Raw genomic sequence first — 19,522 nt, forward strand, 5'->3', positions numbered from 1 at the left:
GCGCGAAATTATAGATATATGACTTCGAAATTACAATTAGTCCAACTTACGGATGATGTATATAACCGAGGCAACAAAAATGAGAAAAACCCTTTAGAGCCGCAGGGTTGACGCCTTTTTCACTTTTTCAGAAACCAAAAAGTCAAAAAAAATTAATTAAAAAATTTCCACTTTTAACCGAAATCGGCATATTTTCACCCGCAATTCGTCAAATCGAAGAACAAAATTCAACAAAAAATTCACAACATGCTTACACTTGACGTGTAAAATGCATTGTTACTATCCAATTAGTTCTTACAGGTAGTAGTGATTATTCATTAATTTCATTACCGTTATAGCCGTCTATGGCTACTGACAGCTGTTGTTTTCTGTCGTGAAAAGGTTGTATGGTATTTCTGATACCGACTTTAGTCGCATTAATAAAATTCGAAATAAGCTCAAATTTTATAGACCAAAGCTTAATTTCAATGTCTGCAATATTTAGTTTTAATAGACATAATTTATTGAGAAGCCGTCTAGAAACCGAGCCAGACGTAGAGATTTAGCTAAATTCAAACTACAGTGAAATTAGCTCAAAGGAAGGAAATTCGAAAATTAGTCGTTATTGTCAGCAAGAAGCATCTATCTGAATAGACCAATCTAATTGAACTCTTGAGTAGATCTATCCGTTGACTTTCATCCTTACCGCCGTATAGTTTTGCCGCCGGGTCGAACAGACGCGAGCGACACTACAATCAAAAAGGATGCCATCCGTCCAAAAAATCAGGTTTGTTGTTTCATAAAAACAACAAATTCAAATTACGAGGCAGTACGATTTCGATTCAACAGCCTGTACCAATTTCCAATGGCTTAGACAATTTGCAATTATTATAGGAGTCCGTTATGACTGATAAGAAAGCTTACCTTACGGTCGAGGGTTTGGACGAACAAATAGAGCTGCCAGTCCTTACTGGCTCAACCGGCCCTGATGTTATCGATGTACGTGGCTTAACCAGCAAGGGTTATTTCACCTATGACCCTGGTTTCGTTTCCACCGCATCCTGTGAATCTAAAATCACTTACATCGATGGCGACGCAGGTGTTCTACTTCACCGTGGTTACCCCATTGAACAACTTGCCGAAAAATCGGACTACCTTGAAACTTGCTACCTACTCCTAAACGGAGAACTTCCTTCAGCAGAACAAAAGCAAGAATTCGTAGACATCATCACTAACCACACAATGGTTAATGAATCCATGGCCCGCTTCTTCCGCGGCTTCCACCACAACGCTCATCCAATGTCGATGATGTGTGGCGCTGTTGGTGCAATGGCTTCTTTCTACCATGATGTAACCGATATTTCTAACCCAGAACACCGCGCTATCGCTGCTCACCGCCTAATCGCTAAAATGCCGACTCTTGCTGCAATGTGCTACAAGCATTCTCAAGGTCAGCCATTCATGTATCCAAACAACAAATTAAGCTACGCAGAAAACTTCCTGCACATGATGTTTGGTACTCCGTGCGAAGAAGCAGAAGTTAGCCCTACTCTTGCTCGCGCAATGGATAAAATCTTCCTATTGCACGCAGACCACGAACAAAATGCTTCAACATCAACTGTTCGTCTTGCTGGCTCTTCTGGTGCTAACCCATTTGCGTGTATCGCCTCTGGTATTACCGCACTTTGGGGTCCTGCTCATGGCGGCGCGAACGAAGCTGTTCTAAACATGCTTAACGAAATCGGCAGCGTTGAAAACATCGATAAGTTCGTTGCAAAAGCAAAAGACAAAGATGATCCATTCCGCTTGATGGGCTTCGGTCACCGTGTATACAAAAACTTCGACCCACGTGCGAAAGTTATGAAAACCACTTGTGACGAAGTACTAGCCGAACTTGGTCTAGATAATGATCCATTGCTAGCAGTTGCAAAACGTCTAGAAGAAATCGCTCTGGAAGATCCGTACTTCATTGAGAAGAAACTCTACCCGAACGTAGACTTCTACTCAGGCATCATCATGAAAGCGATTGGTATTCCTACCGAAATGTTCACTGTTATTTTCGCAACAGGCCGAACTGTAGGTTGGATTGCACACTGGGATGAAATGATCAGCGGTGCATACAAAATCGGTCGTCCACGTCAGTTGTACACTGGTTACACCTCACGCGACTACCCAGCTTAATTGTTCAATTAAGCTTCAGAAAAACCAGCCTTGTGCTGGTTTTTCTTTTTTATCCTTTCTGTTTTACTGCTATAACTCCCTTCTCGTTTCAAAACATCTTCCTTCAAAAATATTTTGTAAACCTTTTAGCGTCTACCTCACGTCTTAACTTCAAACTAAAACGGATATAAGTACAGCCATTGGAAACGACAGAAACAAAACTGGTGAAGGCTGCACAGAAGGGCAACACCAAGGCATTTGAACAACTGTATCGGATACACAATTCACGAGTGTATTCGCTCGCCTATCGATTATGCGGTGACCGCCACTGGGCGGAAGATCTAAGTCAGGACGCTTTTGTGCGCGCCTGGAACAAAATCGAAAGCTTTAAAGGCGAGAGTCAATTTGGAACCTGGCTATATCGTGTTACTGCCAATGTCGTGATTTCTGCACTGCGCAGAAGTAAAGCTAAGTTGGAGGAAGAGATTGACCCCAACACGGATGACAATCAAGCGACCGCACCGTTAGATATCGACGGTGACTTGGAAAAAGCAATTCAAAAATTGCCGGAAGGAGCACGCGCTGTATTAGTGCTTTACAGCATAGAAGGCTACACCCATGAAGAAATTTCGGAAATGTTAAATATCGCCGTTGGCACTAGCAAAGCCCAACTGCACAGAGCAAGAAGTGCTCTTAAATCTTGGTTCGGCGATGCCGTTTAGTAACCAATATAGATACAGAAATTTAGTCATCATTAGACCGAGTTTAAAATGACCAACAAAGACAGCCACATCTCTGACGATTTATTAGACGCAAAACTTGCGCAATTAAAAAGTAGAAGACTCGAACCTTCTACCGATTTATGGCCAGAGATACACGCAAAACTACCCATAAAACAGCAAGTAGCATGGTGGGCAAAACCACAGCTTGCTGTTGCAGCTTCATTTTTGGTTTGTGCAATAAGCCTTATTTATTCACTGCAAGTTTCACAAATCAATGAATCACTCTCTACCGAGCTTGCCGAAATTAAATCGGCTCCCGCGACGGTTAATAATTCATTTATAAGCCCTGTTAGCTATACCGAAATAGAATCGTGCTCTGAAAATACTCAAGAACAGGTCGTTATTCGTGAAAACCTCGCCATTATCGAAATGGCCTTGGCTCAAATTCGTAACGCGTTAAAAGAAGCTCCCGATGATCCATCGTTGAATAAAAAATTGTTAGATCTATCAAAACAGCAGATCAATTTAGTTAATCGCGCCAATACAATCGCATTGTAAGGATATTATTCATGTTGAAACTTATTTCTACCCTACTTTTTACAATGCCTTGTTTAGCACTTGCCGCCGGACAAAGCATCGAAGAGAAAAAATCCACAGGCACGTCCCCACGCGTAGAAATTCAAAATGCTAAGGGCAAAATTAATATCGAAAGCTGGGACAGACCGGAAGTTAAAGTTAGCGGTGTTTTAGATGAGCACGCCAAAGAATTTATTTTTGAAGCCTCCGAAAATAACGTTCGTATTCTGGTTGAATCACAGCAACACTCAGGCCGCTCATCCGGTAGTATTTTAACTGTATTCCTGCCGGAACAAGCCCAGATTTCAGCTGAAGGCACCGCAACGGACTTTATTATTAATAAAATCCAAGGCGATATTAAATTAGAAACCGTCAGTGGCGACGTTCGCATTTCTGGTAATCGCGCCCGCCTAGACATTGATACAGTCAGCGGTGATATTGGCGTAATGGATCACGAAGGTTTGGTCTTTATTGAATCTGTGAGTGGCGATATTTCCTACGACGGCCTGGCAACCCGCATGGAAATCGAATCGATTCAAGGCGATATTGATGTTAACAATCAAGGCAAACTTTCTGAAGCCGAATTCAGCTCCGTGTCTGGCGATATTGAAACAAAAACCTACACCGGCAACGACCGTTTAAGCCTAGAATGGTCTGCTGTTAGTGGCGATATCGATGTGTCATTTTTAGATTCCGTTAATGCTTCCTTCGAAATAGAAACCATGAACGGCAATATCAAAAACTTTTTCACCGAAGACAAAGCGGATCAAAAGCGCTGGCTAGGAAGCTCTCTTACTTTTAACAGCGGTTCACCCACAGGTGAAATTAGCATCTCTACTGTTAGCGGTAATATTTCTATCAAATAAATCTACGGCACCTAAGCACTTATTCTGCTGGCATCTCACCTTCCGGCGAAAGCTTCAGCTTTCGCCCAGCTCTAAAACTTCTCCTCACATTTCAATCGCCCGAAAAAAGCTTCCTTCTACACAATATTCACCGACCATAACGAATTAGAATACTGACAGATTGGCGAAAGAATTTTGTCTCGTTATATTTTCACTTTCGCGATTTATCCTCTAACCTGATAAAAATATCGTCTTAAGGCCCATCATGACAACGCAACAAAAATTATTCAGCCGCTACCTTCCGTCTATGCAGCCGGGAAAATTAATTTGGATTGGTGCGCGTCCAGAACGACGTGAACCCATGATTGAGCTTCAAGAAGGTGAAGCGTTAGAAACCTTAGGATTAAAAGGCGATCGCCGTTGCAATGGTACCCCCGAAAGCGCGAGACAAATTACATTAATCAGTAACGAGCACATCAGCTTACTGTGCAAAATTTTGAATAAAGACGAAATACAACCCGGCCTACTGAGACGAAATTTAGTGACTTCCGGCATTAATTTGTTGGCACTGCGTCATCAGAAATTTCAAATTGGCGACGCAATATTTGAAGGAACGGCACATTGCCATCCATGTTCAAGAATGGAAAAAGCTCTAGGAACCGGTGCTACGGCAGCAATGATTGGACACGGCGGAATTTGTGCAAAAATAATTAAGAGTGGAAAGTTTAAATTAGGTGACTTAGTAATACCAATCATCGAATAGCAAAATCACTCAAAAAACATTGCCATCAACACTGAGTTTATGAATAAAAAAGGAAGAATAACGGTAGGAAGCTCTGATTAACTTAGAGCTTCCAGCGACACATGGATGTGTTGCCAATTTCAAGAACGGTAAGTGATTGAAATAGTGAAGAAATTGGAAATCGCATTTTCAATTTCTATTCTCTGATTAAATCAGGGATGAGTTAATCAGAGATTCCGGTAATTTAATTGTGCAAATAACCGTAGGAACCACTGATCAACTTATTCTTAAGTTAATCAGAAGTTAAAAATTGAAAAATGCGATTTCCAGTATTTTCCAAACTTCAAGAACTATAAATCAATAAGAATTTTCTTAAAGACTATCCTAAACCAAACATCAAATATCGTTATGAGAAATAAAAAACCCGAGCCTAGACTCGGGTTTAAAAGTTCTTATAAATTAACGACTATCAATCGAGTTGTTAATTTTTAGAGTTTCACACGTCCCTGTGTAAGTAAAACTCCCACTTATTTAAATTATAGAGAACCGTCTACAGTCCAGCCGTCATACCACAAGGTAGCTGCACCTGGCTCAACGGCACCAATGTAGTCAGTTGCTTCTAAGAAGTTAACGTCAGCAGTACTTGAAGTGTTTGAAGCATTGAACGCTGCGAAATCAATTGGAGCAGCAAGAGCCGCTTCAGCAGCGCCAGAAGCTAGAATACCGTCGATCATAGCAGACACAGAGAAAACGGTAGACTCATCAATCGCAACGGTTGGATCAACAGGAGTAAAATCGTTAAATTGGAAAGTTGCACAATCGGCGATGATGTTGTTGTAAACGATTGAAGGGTTCATGCCAGCTGCATTATCCAAAGTCGCTTGATCTTCAACAACAACACAAGATGTAGATACTGGATCACCAGTTAATGAAGTCAATACAGAGTTATGAACAAAAGCACCAGTGGTACGTTGTAATCTGTGCAGAATAGAAGCGCCACGACCCGCGCCTAAGAAAGTCGCGTTAGCAATGGTTGGAGCAGACAGTGGACCAGGGTTACCCAAACTATCAGCTTCAATACCGAAGTCTGAATTATCGTTTTGAACCGCAATTGCGAACTGAACGTTACCAACGTAGCCTTCATCCCAATCTAGAGATTCGTCTTGGTTACCGGTTAATACCAAGTGAGAGGCATTTACTGCACCACCGAAGAACTCAATACCATCGTCAGAGTTGTTATGAACTTGAACGAAATCAACTTCAGTACCAGAACCTACAGAAAGGAATGAAATACCGTTGATTTCATCGCCAACAGCAAACTCAAATCCACCTTCTGCAACAATCACGTAATTCAACACGCCGCTGTTATCTGCGTTATCGTGACCACCTGCGAAACCAGACTCGCCTTCACCATCAAAGTTACACACTAATGCCGCACTCACACCATCATCTTCTGGATATTCACAAAGATTGGTACGACCGTAACCTTGAATAATAAGACCGCCCCACTCGCCAGAACCGTCGATGTCGGTATCGTCAGAACTGAATACGATTGGCTCAGCTGCTGTACCCATAGCCATAATTTGCGAGCCACGAGTAATTAATAAGTTCGCGAAGGTATCGCTATTACCAACAATTTGAGTACCAGCTTCAATGGTAATAGTTGCAGAAGTAACCTCAGTCACGCCATCTGCTAAAATACCATCGGTTGCACTCATTTCTTGGTTACCGTTACCCACGGTTACGCGGCTATTTAAGAAATAAAGCACGTCTGAGTCTAAAGTAACATCAACCAAAATTTCCGCTGGTAGCTGTACTGCGGTTACTGCAACGTCAGCGCCGGTAGCTGGATTAGTACGTACCACTGAACGAGTAGTTGCACCAGGAATAGCAGCAACGGATGCATCGATCGCAGCTTGGTCATCAAAGAACCCAGCGTTAGTATCATCACCACCAGTGTTTGTATTGTTGGTGTTGTTGTTTGTAGTGGTTGTTACGCTGTTGTCGTCGATAGTAATGTTCGCATCTTCATCCCCAGAGCAGCCGTATAATCCGCCTAGAGAGCCAAATACTGCTGTTGCCAGCACGAGTTTTTTGATATCCATAACATCTCCTAGAATGTCACGTATGTGATTTAGATTTGTATTGACTTAGTTGATTTTTCCAACTGCTCTGTAGTTAGAAATCCCATTCGATGCCGGCTTCGAATTCGACACCTTTTTTATAACTCTGGAAGGTCAAACCGTCTTGGGTAAATTCGACTTCAGAATCAAGAATATTTTTGGCTTTTGCGGTAAAGGTTAATTCGTTAGCAAAAGTCTTTTTATAAGTGAAATTTAAATCGGCGAATGATTCTTGAATTACATCACCTTGATTTCCGCGACCAGAATCTTTTGCCGTCTCACCGTTTTGGTTAAATAACAACGTAAATTCTTGGTTTCGCTCAAGATCATCCCAACCCAAAATTAAGTTAAAGGTATAATCAGGCGCGCCTTGGAAATCTCTCTTTGAGCCATCCAACAAGGTGGTTTCGGCATCAATAATACTGGCGTTACTCGCCACGAAAATGGTTTGTGTCAGAGATTCATTGAGTGGAAAATCAATTCGTCCATCGACTTCAACACCAAATAATTCTGCACTATCGCTGTTTTCGAAAGTTCTGGAGTTACCAGCCGTACCCGATGCAACCAAAATTACACGTTCGATGGGATCTTTAAAATCTTTATAAAATGCTGCAACGCTCACATTACTATTATCTGACCAGTAGTATTCCCAACGTAAATCAACGTTAAATACTTCTGAAACTTTTAGATTTGGATTACCACGTACGCGGAAATTAAATTCGTTATCGTAGAAGGTTGCACTAGAAGCTTCTTTAAAATCTGGACGGCTCACGGTTTTAGAAACTGCAAAGCGTAATTGTTGCTCGTCTGAATAAATCCAGTTAAAACCAAAGGCCGGTAAAAACGTAGCTTCATCAATAGTTGAAGTCGTCGCGCTTTGAGCACCGGTTAATTCGAAGGTATCAGTGATTAATTCAAAGTCTTCGTAACGACCGCCGACAATAAATTGAAACTCAGAATTAATGAATAAATCGTAGGTGATATAACCCGCGTATTGAGTTAATTCAGAATCATAAGAATCGCTCGGCAGAGTTCTATCAACAAATTGCAAACCAGTACCTGGGTCGCCGGTATTGTTATCATCATTAATCACTTCAGAAACCAACAAATTAGGTGCTAGTGTTAGATCTGAATTTGCAGTATGTCTAAATCCGTAGGTTGTAGATTCAGAATCACGCTCTCTGAAAATATATTGCCAACCAAAGCTTAATGTCTGATCAAAACTTCCATCAGAATTAATTAACCATTCGTAATTATTAGAAACGTCGTAATTGTAATCTTCTAATTCGTCGTAACGACGTGAAGTGTTAGCCAGCTGCAATCGGAATGGCTCGTCGTCTTGCTCTAGGTTAAATTGCACCTCACGACGATCCGGTGCGTATCGTATAGTTTGGCTAATACTTGCTTGCCAATCGGTAGTAAAGTCACCGTTCGCATTTAAGAAATGCTCACCAGCAAATTGCTGAGAAATAAATTGGCGCTCTTCGTAATCGATAAAATACTGAAAACTGTCTTCACCGGAGTCACCATCCGTACCATTTGAAACTCGAACTTGGTTCGAGGTTACGCGAGAGGCAACGGTGTTGGATTCGAAAGAATTATTACCAACATTGTAACCAAACGATAAAAGACCACTTATATTAACTTTGAAAGTATTTTCATCAAATTCGAAATCATCACTAATAGTGCCGTCGCCAGCTGTGGTATAGGTTCTCGAGATACCATCACGTTTTTGTTCGTAACTGGTTTTGTAGTTGACTGCCGCAAAGTAGCCTAATTCATTATCACCAATGTAGGTAAAATCGCCGTAGTTTGCTGACAAACTCAAATTAGGCGTTGCGGTAGTTTCATCTAAATCGAAATTATCGGTGAGAAAAAAACCAGCGGCTTGACGCAATTGTCTTTCAATTTCTTCACTAAATGGCTGCTCAATAGTACCTGTTGAACCACCATCAATGCCTAAAGAAAGAGTTGGATTTAAAACCAAAGCAATGGCTTCAACCGCAAGAGGTTCGTTACGAGAACCGTCATCAAAACCTAAGAAATCAAAATCACCGTTTGCTGGATCTGAAGCTACAGTCTCACCGGTAAGATCGGTAACAAAACCGGTTTTAATTGACAGCTTACCTGCGCCTTCATCTGGGAAGGTACGAGTATTAATAACCAAATTACCACCGGTACTTTCACCGGGTAAATGCGGCAAAAAGGTTTTCTTAACATCTAATTGGCTAACAATATTCGACGGAAATAAATCCAACGGAACTGAACGTCGATTTGGGTTAGTACTTGGTAAGGTCGCACCATTTAAAGTTGTCGTAACGTAACGACCACCTAAACCACGAATAAAAACAAAGCTGTCGTCTTGAATAGTAACCGATGGTAAACGAATAACAGACGAGGCAATATCCGAACCGCCAAAACGAGCAAGCTCTTCAATACCCAAAGTATCAACCACGTTTAAAGAAAAACGTTCGCTTTCACCATATGCGTTTGGGTTATATTTTGCTAAAACGGTAACTTCTTCAATATCTGGAGACGCAATTTGAATACCCGCAACACCAGCCGAACGCGGCGATAAAGTAACATTTATGCCTTTAGTAGTGTTGGAAACAATACGAATGTCAGACAGCTCAGCCAATTTCATTTCAGGATGAGAAACTGTAACCGAGTAAACACCGCGCGCTATAGAAATGCTATAAACACCGTCTTCGTCGGTGGATGTTGATACGTCCGCACCGTCTATAGAGACAGTCGCATTGGCAACGGGTTGACCTTGAGAAGTAACACGGCCAGTAATTATGCCTTGCGGAGCAGAACGCTTCTCGGTGGCCGTTTCAATTTTACTAAAAGATTCAACCGCAACCTTAGGTGCAACACCTTCATCTATAGCGACATTAATATCGGTTAATTGACCTTGCCCACTATTAAAACGAAAGCTGTGAATTGTTTTACCATTTTCAATTAATTGAATACTGTGCGTGCCAGCGTCCAAATCGAATGTCGCAGCACCACCTGTAACGGTATTTTTCTCGGCTTGACCATCTAATTTAACAGTAATATCTGAGGCAGCATTGCCATTTTTATAAACGTAAATAATCAGCTCGTCCTCGGCCAAAACAGAGCCAGCACTAAGCGCGATTGCACCCGCGACCAAACTTTTGGTTAGCGACCTTTTCATTTACACCTCATATATTTTGCGTCAGGTATCAAGCTGTCACCACAATCAACGAGGTTTGTCGTCTGATGTAATTTCTTGTGGCGCATCGAATTTGGCGCTAGATTAGTCGGTGTTTATTACACTAATGTTTCATAGTGAAATATTTCGGAACTAATTTCCTTTTTTACAACGACTTGAAATTAAAACCAGAATTTAACCGGTTAAAATGCCGTTTATTACCCACAATGAATAAACGTAAGTTCAAAAAAATTGCGAGTTTTGAACACATTAAATAGAGAAATACAGAATGAAGGAAACTTGAAGGAGTCTAGGAACCAATAATTATCACTCCGTGATTTAATCAAAAACTCCTATAAAACGTTCCTATAAAAAGAGGAAGCAATACCGAGGAATCTCTAATTAACTGATCCATGATTTAATCAGAGTTCCCATACTTAATTTGATAGGTTCATGCCGGTTATTAACTCAAGATTTGTCGAGTTATCTAGAATTTCTGGGTATAAATTCATCGACGTTTGAATTGTTTTGAGCCGAGCAACAACTCACAAACCCGGTCAACTCAGTGAATGGTGTGCCTTAATAAGGTTATAAATCGCAATACGCCCAAGCAATTTTGCATGCTCACCCAGATAAAACGATTGTAAAAACTTTATTTTGATCAAAAATAAATCACATAAACATTTCTTTACAAAGAAAAATTTCCAATATTGGAATAATAAGAACATTTTTTGTACTAAAAATAGTTATAAAAAAATTCATATCTCGACCAAAAATTGGTTCTTATCACAATTAATTATAAAAAAACATACCAAAATCACAGTTAAGCTGTAATTTATTACTACTTTCATCACACTTTTTCAAATATCACAGTATGTATAGAAAAAATATAGATTGTATTAAATTGTTTTTATCTTATATAAACGTTTTTAAATATACAGCTTGACGAGGCAATACAACGCTATCGACGCTCAGGTAAGTGAATAATAGATGGAGGAGAGCAGACCAAAATGGATGGAAGGATTGTCAAAGAAGACAATATTATCGAACAAATCTGGAGTATCTGCGATCGCCACCCAAATCAAGAAGCTCTTAAATGTGAAAACGGTAAATTTTGGAATTATCAATCGTTTCAAAAAATTACCTATAAAATAGCCAATGGAGTTTCTTCGTGCCTGTCACAGGAATCAATAAGAACGGGCGATCAGTCAAACGACACCACCGTTATTATTGCACTATTAATTGATCACACACCGGAATTAATTTTCGCCATTATCGGCACCCTAGCCGCAGGTTGCGCTTACTTCCCAATAGATACGCGATCACCCGAATCGCAAATTGATAATCTATTGCGCATTAATAAACCTGTATTATTAATTACCGATAGCAACAATTCGTATAAAACTGAGTTGTTACAACAGACAATTGCAATTATTAATATAGATGAACTTATCCATTTTGAAGACAGCACTAAACCTGCTCTGAACATTTCTCCTAATAACCCCACCTATTTACTATCAACCTCGGGCAGCACCGGTGTTCCCAAAGGCGTTTTGCATACACATCAAAGTTTACTGCGTTCGGTTAATCACTATATTAATGACTTTGGCGTTTTAACGAGTGATACCATTGGTTTAATTCAGGCGTGTACCTACACGCCAAGCATTTTTAGTATTTTTGGTGCGTTAAAATCAGGCGCTTGCTTGTGTATTTTTAACGTTCACAAAAATAGTTCTCAGGCCTTTTACGAATGGCTTCAAAATCACAAAATAAGTTTGCTGTACACAACACCTAGCAGCTTTCGAAAAATTCTGAGCGAAACAAACGATACATCAATTTTTAAATCGCTCAGATGTGTACAACTGGCGGGTGAACCCTTATTAAAATCCGATATTGAATTATGGCAAAAAGACTATGCGACTCTCTTTGCGTTGTATAATGGTTTTGGCTCAACGGAAACCAGCTGCATTAGCAGACAATTCGTTTCCGAACACACACTCGAAGGCCAAAATATCTCTGTGGGAGAACCCTACAGCGATGTAACCATTAAAATAATCAACGATCAAGGCCAAGAGCTGGCGTCAAATGAAGTCGGTGAAATTATTATTTTAAGTGCGTACACAGCACATGGTTATTGGCAACAACCCGAGATTTCAACATCAAATTTCTTCTACCGCGAAGATTCGAATGTTATTGAATATCGCTCGGGTGACCTAGGATATATCGATCAAAACGGCGCCCTTTATATTCTTGGACGACAAGATCGACAAGTGAAAATTCGCGGTCAACGCGTAGAATTAAGACAAATCGAACAAGCAATTTTAAGTCAGCCAGAAGTAAAAGAATGCGCAGTGGAATTGTTTACACCTGACAACGAAGAACCCTATCTTGCAGCCTTTATTATTCCTGAAGAATTGGATTTAAAACCGATAAGAGAATATTTAAGTAATCATTTACAACCCTTTATGATACCAACCCGTTGGGCATTCTTGGATTCTTTACCGCAAAACTCTGCCGGTAAAATAGATCACACAAAATTAAAAGAATACAATTTTAAAAAATCGTCCAGCAAGCCCGGCGAAGGTGAACCCGAAAACAGTTATCAAAAAAGAGCCATTGAAGCCTTTACAGAAATATTAAAAGATGACGATATCGATTTGGATTCTGATTTTTTTGACCACGGCGGAACCTCATTAAATGCCGTAGATTTGGCGATGGTGTTATCCAATAAATTTGCAGTGCCATTTAATGCTTCATCATTGATTGAGGCTTCTACGCCCAGAGACATTGCCTATGCTATTGAAAATATGCACAAAGCAGACTCAAAAACCTTAATTCAATTCAAACGTTTAGAAAAAAACAACAACGCCGAAGACAATATTCCCTTATTTTGCATACCGGGCATGTTTGGTAATGCGCTGTCTTTCCGAGCGCTGGCATCTGAGATGCTAAAATATCGCAACGTTTTTGCGTTTGAATATCCCGGTTATTCGGGTGGCCCTATTACCTTTGCAAACTTGCCAGAACTGGTTGATTTATTATTCACCGAGATCACAAAGAAACATCCACACGGTAAAATTGCTTTGGCCTGTTATTCTCTGGGCGGCTGCATTGGTTTTGAGCTGTATAGAAAGCTCTTAGCTCATCATCGCGAAGTGGTTACCATCATATTTTTGGATTGCTTCGCACCAAGAGGCATCAAACTCCGTCACATTAAAGAACAATGTAAAAATTTATTACTCAAAATAACCGGTAGACAAACAACAGGTTGGCGAGCCAGAGAGGAGAAAGTCAATCTAGCACTTACTCGATCTATCGCCAATTATAAATTCAAACCGCAAACCATTAGGGATTTTTTATTCTTAACAGCCGAATTAAAATCAACAGGTTTGCTTGGCATCGCCAAAAATGCGGCTCGAAAATTTTTTGACATCAGACCCTGGCAAAATTTATTTACAACACCGATTACGCACAGATTTATTCAGGGAAATCATATTGACATTATTATGCCCGAAAAAGCCAAAGCTATTACTGATGACATTAACCAATACATGGCCGCATTTGATCCGATTAGTATCGATGAATTAAATACTAGTGACCATGCACTTTTGAGTTTTTCAGACGCATTATCTGGCTTTCAATTGTCTTCGTCTGACACGCAGATTGTAAAGAGTTCTGATATACCCAATCCTTACAACGCATTTATCGCGACCGAATCGCAACTTACTGCCAATTTGGAAAAAGCTCTCGAAAAAAAGCTCACACCGAAAGTTCACAACTCTAAACACGAAGGAGCCTATTACACACGAAAAGTTGATTTAATCATCGAGGGAACAAAAAACATAGCGGTTAAGGCACTGATCACGGTAAACCTCTCAGACAAACGCCAGGATTTTAAAGCACAAATAATCAACGGCGATAAGCCCTTTGGCACCATATTACAAGAACAAAATATTATTTATTCCTGTGAACCTCTGTATCTATTTGCAATCGGCAATACGAATCGATTGAAGTCTCTGTTTAATCTTAACGAGGTTACAAAAAACACCAAAGCCTATGGACGAATCAATCAATTCAAAGACGAAAATGAAAATATTCTGGCAACCGTTATCGAAATTCTGTCGCCGCAACTTGATCACTTTATAAAAGCCCCTAAATCTGGGGCTTAAGATACGGGAAAAGACCGGCGACCTCTTCGTCGGACAATGCATCCATACGCCGAATATTGGTATCAGGAATAGAATCTGGATCTGGATGAGCCTCAACTGCCCAGGCAATACTCGACTCTCTTAACAAATGAAAAATGGGATACGGGGATCGATTAGTAAGATTTTCACGATCTTCGGCCTCTGTTCCGCCAAATTGATAATTAGGGTGAAAACTCGCAATCTGAAAAATCCCTTCCCAATCATTAACTTCAATCAGACGATCAGTTACGTCTAAATATTGGTTGTAATCAAAGAAATCCTCCAAACAATTTGGCGTAATCACCAACGTTGTTTCAAGCTCTGCTGACGGAGTATTGTTGAGATGCACCAGCTCTTCTTGCAGTAATTCTGTTAACCGCGGTAAATCTTCGCCATCAAATACTACCAGTCGAACTTTTTCTTCCAACCAAGGTTTGGCCGCAAATGGGCATAAACCCAGGCCAATAACAACTTGTGAGAGCCATTTGGAGGTCAAATCCAATACTGCATCTCGATTAATTTCTTGCATTTTATTCGAACAACTCATTGATCAATTGATGATTAAGGCATAAGCCGCGACATTAGCCATTGGTTTTGTTCATTTTTTTGATAAACCAAACGATCGTGCAATCGATGACTTCCACCTTGCCAAAACTCAATCTCATGAGGAACCACTCGATAACCACCCCAAAAATCGGGCAAGGGTATTTGGCCGTTTTTAAACTTTTCTTTCATTCGCGCAAATTGTGCCATCAACATTGATCGAGAATCGATTGGACGACTTTGGCTCGACGCCCAAGCCGCGAGCTGGCTTTCTTCGGGACGTGACGAGAAATATTTTAAGGATTCCGCCGTGGATACCTTTTGCGCAACACCACACACCTTTACCTGGCGCTCGGCAAAATGCCACGGAAAGTGCAGACTGATCTTATTATTGATCGATAATTCTTGGGCTTTACGACTCTCGTAGTTGGTGTAAAACACAAAACCGCGCTCATCGACCTGCTTGAGCAGAACAATGCGCTGTGACGGTTGACCATCCGGTGACACTGTCGCTACGGTCATTGCCGTAGGATCTTTAATACCCCAGTCGATAACCTGCTTTAACCATATTTGAAACTGCTCAATGGGATCTGTGAGCATTTCGTCTTCTTTCAGCTGCGCCAGTTGATAATCTCTGCGCAAACCGCTTATTTCTTCAGCCATTAGCGTAATACCGGTAAATGATTAAACGTGTTACGTTGCCATTTCAAATTGAGTTCAGAGAAAATTGAAGCTCTCTGAAAAACAACGAATGGTTGATACGGATTGTTCTCATTATAATAGAAATCTAGGTTTACAATCCTAGTTACCTCAATAACCCTTGAGATTAACCACAAAACGCGCGCTACTGTGCAACGACCTAATTCAAATCAATGAACAATCACCCGCCGTACGAAAACACGACTGATAAACCTGCGGCCGCAGCCGTATTCGGGTGTGTGATCGCCGGTGGCAAAAGCCAAAGAATGAACGGGAGCGACAAGCCTTTCATGACGCGGGAAAACAGCCTCCTTATAGACATTGCATTGAATCATCTCTGCAAGGCCGACATAACAACCTGCGCCATTTCGTCTAGCTCTAAATTAAAATCTCGCTTTGAAGAGTTCTTAAAAACCCGCTCGTCAAACATCTCCGTGATTGATGTACTTGAAGATGAACCTCAATTTACCAACAAGGGCCCTCTCGCTGGACTGTTCACAGCCTTGCGTTGGGCATACAAAATAAATCCGCACTCTTTGGTGTATACCTGTCCGGTAGACACCCCCTTACTTAATACAGAAATTCCTGTTCGTCTTCTCAATTCTTTTTATCAAAATAACTGCGACTGCGTTATTGCGGCCCAAGGCGATAAACTCCATCCAATTATCGGTGTCTGGCAATCGAGCAGTTATAAGACACTGGCAGAATTTCTGAACACCTCTCAAAAATACAGCTTTCATGCTTGGCTTTCGCATATTGATCCAAACGTCGTTGATTTTAGCTTTTTAGATCCTTCCACCTTTTTAAACATTAATACTCCGTCAGACCTTCTCGACCCTATCTAACCAAAAAATTGCACCAATAAAATACATATTACAAATTCCAAAAAATATCCAATTCGATAAATCTCATCAAACGATAACTTTTTGAATTTATTTTAGATCACAGTATTTATCATTTTGCTTTTCATTGGTGCGATTTAAAATAAATTAATTCACCACTATTGATCACAGAATTAATATTTGCATTATTATTGACCTATTATTTTTTGATCAATGATCAATAATGATAACCAAGCGCCCCATTTAATCTCCTGATTTTTATAGATTTTTTGCCAAAAAAGCGCCATTTTGAAACTTTGGCAAGGGAATTGCGATGTAAGAGCATAGAACCAATTAGCCATTTCATAGCACATTAGGGTATCTAGGAGTCATAAATGGAAAAACGAGATCAGGACGCAAAATCTGTATTTAAGCGCATAACTTTATTCAAGCATCTTTTAGGTGCAGCAGTTACTTCAATTGCATTAACCGCAACTGGCTTAGTAACAGCCGAAGAATTAGAGTTAGAAAAAGAAGATCTAAAATTCGGTTTTATTAAATTGACCGACATGGCTCCTTTGGCAGTTGCCTACGAAAATGGATATTTTGAAGATGAAGGACTTTATGTAACGCTCGAAGCACAGGCCAACTGGAAAGTATTGTTGGATCGCGTTATTGATGGCCAACTTGATGGCGCACACATGCTTGCCGGTCAGCCGTTAGGTGCAACCATTGGCTTTGGTACACAAGCGCACGTTGTTACTGCATTTAGCATGGATTTAAACGGCAACGGTATTACGGTTTCCAACGATATTTGGGAACAAATGAAGCCGAATATTCCAAAACAAGCTGACGGAAAACCTGTTCACCCAATTAAAGCAGACGCTTTAAAACCGGTTGTGGATAAATACAAGGCCGAAGGCAAACCTTTTAAAATGGGCATGGTATTTCCGGTATCCACTCACAACTACGAACTTCGTTATTGGTTAGCTGCTGGCGGTATTCACCCAGGGTATTACGCTCCACACAAAGGTGATACTTCGGGCACCATTAATGCCGATGCTTTATTATCAGTAACACCGCCACCACAAATGCCTGCTACCTTAGAAGCCGGTACTATTTATGGCTACTGTGTCGGTGAACCTTGGAACCAACAAGCCGTATTTAAAGGTATTGGTGTTCCAGTTGTTACCGATTACGAAATTTGGAAAAACAACCCAGAAAAAGTATTCGGTGTATCCAACAAATGGGCCGAAGAAAACCCAAATACACATTTAGCCGTTGTTAAAGCATTAATTCGCGCCGCCAAATGGTTGGACGAAAATGATAACGCTAACCGTCCAGCCGCTGTAAAAATTCTATCGAAACCTAATTACGTTGGTGCCGATTACGACGTTATTGCCAACTCAATGACCGGTACTTTTGAATACGAAAAAGGCGACAAGCGCTCTGTTCCAGACTTCAACGTATTCTTCCGTTACTACGCAACCTACCCTTATTATTCAGATGCCATTTGGTACTTAACGCAAATGCGTCGCTGGGGACAAATCGACGAGCCAAAATCCGACAGCTGGTTCTTTGAAGTTGCGAAAAAAGTGTATAAGCCAGAAATCTATATGCAAGCTGCTCAGATGCTAATTGAAGAAGGCAAAATGAAGAAAGAGGATTTCCCGTTTGGTACAGACGGTTTCCGCGATCCTCAAACACATTTTATTGACAATATTACCTACGACGGCCGCAAACCAAATGAATATCTAGAAAAATTCAGCATTGGTTTAAAAGGCGACACGGTTCTTTAAGCAACATTTATAAGGCGGAGATATTCTCCGCCCTCTCAAATTACACGTAAAAATCAAGCCATAACATCATTCATTAACTCGCGGCATCTTAATATGCTGCGCACAGAATACGAAGGTAAAGCACATGTTAAATCGCAGTATTCGATTTTTCGAGCTTACAGGCATGAGCTGGTTAATTCCTATTGCCAACATATTGGCGGGAAAAAATCCAAAGGCTCAATTGAATCAATTACTCTCGAGTCTAGGCGCACCTTTAGCCGCGTTTTTAATTTTTTTATTACTCTGGTCTGTTGCCGCTAAAAATATTGAAACCAGCTTAGGTAACCTTCCAGGACCCAGCCAAACCTGGGAACAATTTCAGTCATTAATAGCTGAGCACGTTGAAGCTCGCGAAAAAGAAGCAACGTTTTATGAACGCCAAGAAGAGCGTAATGAAAAACGAATTGCAAAAGGCGAAGAACCTAAAGAAATTCGTCCGTACACTGGTTCACCAACATTTTTCGATCAGATTTTTACCAGCTTATACACCGTTTTTGTCGGCTTTGCAGTAGCCTCAATTATTGCAGTTCCAGTTGGTATTATTTGCGGTCTAAATTCAACCATTTACACAGGATTAAATCCATTAATTCAAATTTTCCGCCCAGTATCACCTCTTGCATGGTTACCTATTGTCACCATGGTGGTAAGTGCACTGTACACAACGGACGACCCGATTCTCGCAAAATCGTTTGTGATTTCAGCTTTTACCGTAACGCTTTGTTCACTTTGGCCAACACTCATTAATACGACAGTTGGTGTTTCAACTATCGATAAAGACCTTATTAACGTAAGCCGAGTTCTACGTTTAAGTTGGCCAACCAAAATATTTAAAGTAGTCGTTCCTGCGTCATTACCCATGATATTTACAGGTTTACGCCTATCACTTGGTGTGGGCTGGATGGTGTTAATTGCCGCAGAAATGCTGGCGCAAAACCCAGGCCTTGGTAAATTCGTTTGGGATGAATTCCAAAATGGTAGCTCGAACTCGTTAGGTAGAATTTTAGTGGCAGTATTTGTTATCGGGATTATCGGCTTCTTACTAGATCGAGTAATGCTGACTCTACAAAAAGCGGTGTCCCACGATAAAACACAAGAAGTTCGATAAACGCTGC

General features: G+C 40.6%; 13 protein-coding genes. 9 read left to right on the top strand and 4 right to left on the bottom strand.

The features are described from left to right. Nucleotides 1-882: 882 nt before the first annotated feature. The 5 genes from gltA to ACYQ28_RS05750 all read left to right on the top strand — a co-directional run bounded on the left by gltA (nucleotide 883) and on the right by ACYQ28_RS05750 (nucleotide 5,045). On the top strand, nucleotides 883-2,160 hold the full coding sequence (gltA, locus tag ACYQ28_RS05730) for a citrate synthase (RefSeq protein ID WP_460048710.1): 1,278 nt from the start codon (nucleotides 883-885) through the stop codon (nucleotides 2,158-2,160). A 179-nt stretch (nucleotides 2,161-2,339) separates the two neighbouring features. After that, on the top strand, nucleotides 2,340-2,861 hold the full coding sequence (locus ACYQ28_RS05735; RefSeq protein ID WP_460048712.1) for an RNA polymerase sigma factor: 522 nt from the start codon (nucleotides 2,340-2,342) through the stop codon (nucleotides 2,859-2,861). A gap of 48 nt (nucleotides 2,862-2,909) precedes the next feature. Next, a complete protein-coding gene (locus ACYQ28_RS05740; protein WP_460048713.1) occupies nucleotides 2,910-3,419 on the top strand; it encodes a hypothetical protein in 510 nt (169 codons plus the stop codon). A gap of 11 nt (nucleotides 3,420-3,430) precedes the next feature. Continuing rightward, nucleotides 3,431-4,303, top strand: coding sequence for a DUF4097 family beta strand repeat-containing protein (locus ACYQ28_RS05745; RefSeq protein WP_460048715.1), 873 nt, complete (start codon nucleotides 3,431-3,433; stop codon nucleotides 4,301-4,303). A gap of 244 nt (nucleotides 4,304-4,547) precedes the next feature. Further along, nucleotides 4,548-5,045 carry an MOSC domain-containing protein gene (locus ACYQ28_RS05750; RefSeq protein WP_460048716.1) on the top strand — a complete coding sequence of 166 codons (498 nt, stop codon included), beginning with the start codon at nucleotides 4,548-4,550 and terminating at the stop codon, nucleotides 5,043-5,045. A gap of 515 nt (nucleotides 5,046-5,560) precedes the next feature. On the opposite strand, the gene ACYQ28_RS05755 is transcribed toward ACYQ28_RS05750, so the two are convergent. Both ACYQ28_RS05755 and ACYQ28_RS05760 read right to left on the bottom strand, forming a co-directional pair. Then, nucleotides 5,561-7,129, bottom strand: coding sequence for a hypothetical protein (locus ACYQ28_RS05755; protein WP_460048718.1), 1,569 nt, complete (start codon nucleotides 7,127-7,129; stop codon nucleotides 5,561-5,563). Nucleotides 7,130-7,202: 73 nt separating this feature from the next. Continuing rightward, a complete protein-coding gene (locus ACYQ28_RS05760) occupies nucleotides 7,203-10,325 on the bottom strand; it encodes a TonB-dependent receptor (RefSeq protein WP_460048719.1) in 3,123 nt (1,040 codons plus the stop codon). A gap of 1,007 nt (nucleotides 10,326-11,332) precedes the next feature. Between ACYQ28_RS05760 and ACYQ28_RS05765 the strand changes: the two genes are divergently transcribed. Next, a complete protein-coding gene (locus ACYQ28_RS05765; RefSeq protein ID WP_460048720.1) occupies nucleotides 11,333-14,491 on the top strand; it encodes a non-ribosomal peptide synthetase in 3,159 nt (1,052 codons plus the stop codon). On the opposite strand, the gene ACYQ28_RS05770 is transcribed toward ACYQ28_RS05765, so the two are convergent. Both ACYQ28_RS05770 and pdxH read right to left on the bottom strand, forming a co-directional pair. Beyond that, nucleotides 14,475-15,038, bottom strand: a complete 564-nt coding sequence (locus ACYQ28_RS05770; protein ID WP_460048722.1) for a DUF1415 domain-containing protein — start codon at nucleotides 15,036-15,038, stop codon at nucleotides 14,475-14,477. The two genes, ACYQ28_RS05765 and ACYQ28_RS05770, sit on opposite strands and share 17 nt — an antisense overlap. A 32-nt stretch (nucleotides 15,039-15,070) precedes the next feature. Then, nucleotides 15,071-15,715 (bottom strand): pyridoxamine 5'-phosphate oxidase, encoded by a 645-nt coding sequence (gene pdxH, locus ACYQ28_RS05775; protein WP_460048724.1) that lies wholly within the window; start codon nucleotides 15,713-15,715, stop codon nucleotides 15,071-15,073. A gap of 209 nt (nucleotides 15,716-15,924) precedes the next feature. Here pdxH and ACYQ28_RS05780 point away from each other — a divergent pair, with 209 nt between their 5' ends. The 3 genes from ACYQ28_RS05780 to ACYQ28_RS05790 all read left to right on the top strand — a co-directional run bounded on the left by ACYQ28_RS05780 (nucleotide 15,925) and on the right by ACYQ28_RS05790 (nucleotide 19,515). Next, nucleotides 15,925-16,596 (top strand): molybdenum cofactor guanylyltransferase, encoded by a 672-nt coding sequence (locus ACYQ28_RS05780; RefSeq protein WP_460048725.1) that lies wholly within the window; start codon nucleotides 15,925-15,927, stop codon nucleotides 16,594-16,596. Nucleotides 16,597-16,967: 371 nt separating this feature from the next. After that, nucleotides 16,968-18,371 carry a CmpA/NrtA family ABC transporter substrate-binding protein gene (locus ACYQ28_RS05785; RefSeq protein ID WP_460048726.1) on the top strand — a complete coding sequence of 468 codons (1,404 nt, stop codon included), beginning with the start codon at nucleotides 16,968-16,970 and terminating at the stop codon, nucleotides 18,369-18,371. Nucleotides 18,372-18,495: 124 nt separating this feature from the next. Continuing rightward, the gene (locus tag ACYQ28_RS05790) at nucleotides 18,496-19,515 is read left to right on the top strand and encodes an ABC transporter permease (RefSeq protein WP_460048727.1); all 1,020 of its coding nucleotides are present in this window, start codon (nucleotides 18,496-18,498) and stop codon (nucleotides 19,513-19,515) included. The last annotated feature ends 7 nt before the right edge of the window (nucleotides 19,516-19,522 follow it).

It is taken from the genome of Sessilibacter sp. MAH1 (assembly GCF_054658315.1).

Excerpts from the sequence above, each read along its gene's own strand:
- ACYQ28_RS05745 (WP_460048715.1), top strand. The coding sequence starts at position 3,431 with ATGTTGAAACTTATTTCTACCCTACTTTTTACAATGCCTTGTTTAGCA.
- ACYQ28_RS05765 (WP_460048720.1), top strand. The coding sequence starts at position 11,333 with ATGGATGGAAGGATTGTCAAAGAAGACAATATTATCGAACAAATCTGG.
- ACYQ28_RS05760 (WP_460048719.1), bottom strand. The coding sequence starts at position 10,325 with ATGAAAAGGTCGCTAACCAAAAGTTTGGTCGCGGGTGCAATCGCGCTT.
- gltA (WP_460048710.1), top strand. The coding sequence starts at position 883 with ATGACTGATAAGAAAGCTTACCTTACGGTCGAGGGTTTGGACGAACAA.
- ACYQ28_RS05790 (WP_460048727.1), top strand. The coding sequence starts at position 18,496 with ATGTTAAATCGCAGTATTCGATTTTTCGAGCTTACAGGCATGAGCTGG.
- ACYQ28_RS05740 (WP_460048713.1), top strand. The coding sequence starts at position 2,910 with ATGACCAACAAAGACAGCCACATCTCTGACGATTTATTAGACGCAAAA.
- ACYQ28_RS05750 (WP_460048716.1), top strand. The coding sequence starts at position 4,548 with ATGACAACGCAACAAAAATTATTCAGCCGCTACCTTCCGTCTATGCAG.
- pdxH (WP_460048724.1), bottom strand. The coding sequence starts at position 15,715 with ATGGCTGAAGAAATAAGCGGTTTGCGCAGAGATTATCAACTGGCGCAG.
- ACYQ28_RS05785 (WP_460048726.1), top strand. The coding sequence starts at position 16,968 with ATGGAAAAACGAGATCAGGACGCAAAATCTGTATTTAAGCGCATAACT.
- ACYQ28_RS05780 (WP_460048725.1), top strand. The coding sequence starts at position 15,925 with ATGAACAATCACCCGCCGTACGAAAACACGACTGATAAACCTGCGGCC.
- ACYQ28_RS05755 (WP_460048718.1), bottom strand. The coding sequence starts at position 7,129 with ATGGATATCAAAAAACTCGTGCTGGCAACAGCAGTATTTGGCTCTCTA.
- ACYQ28_RS05770 (WP_460048722.1), bottom strand. The coding sequence starts at position 15,038 with ATGCAAGAAATTAATCGAGATGCAGTATTGGATTTGACCTCCAAATGG.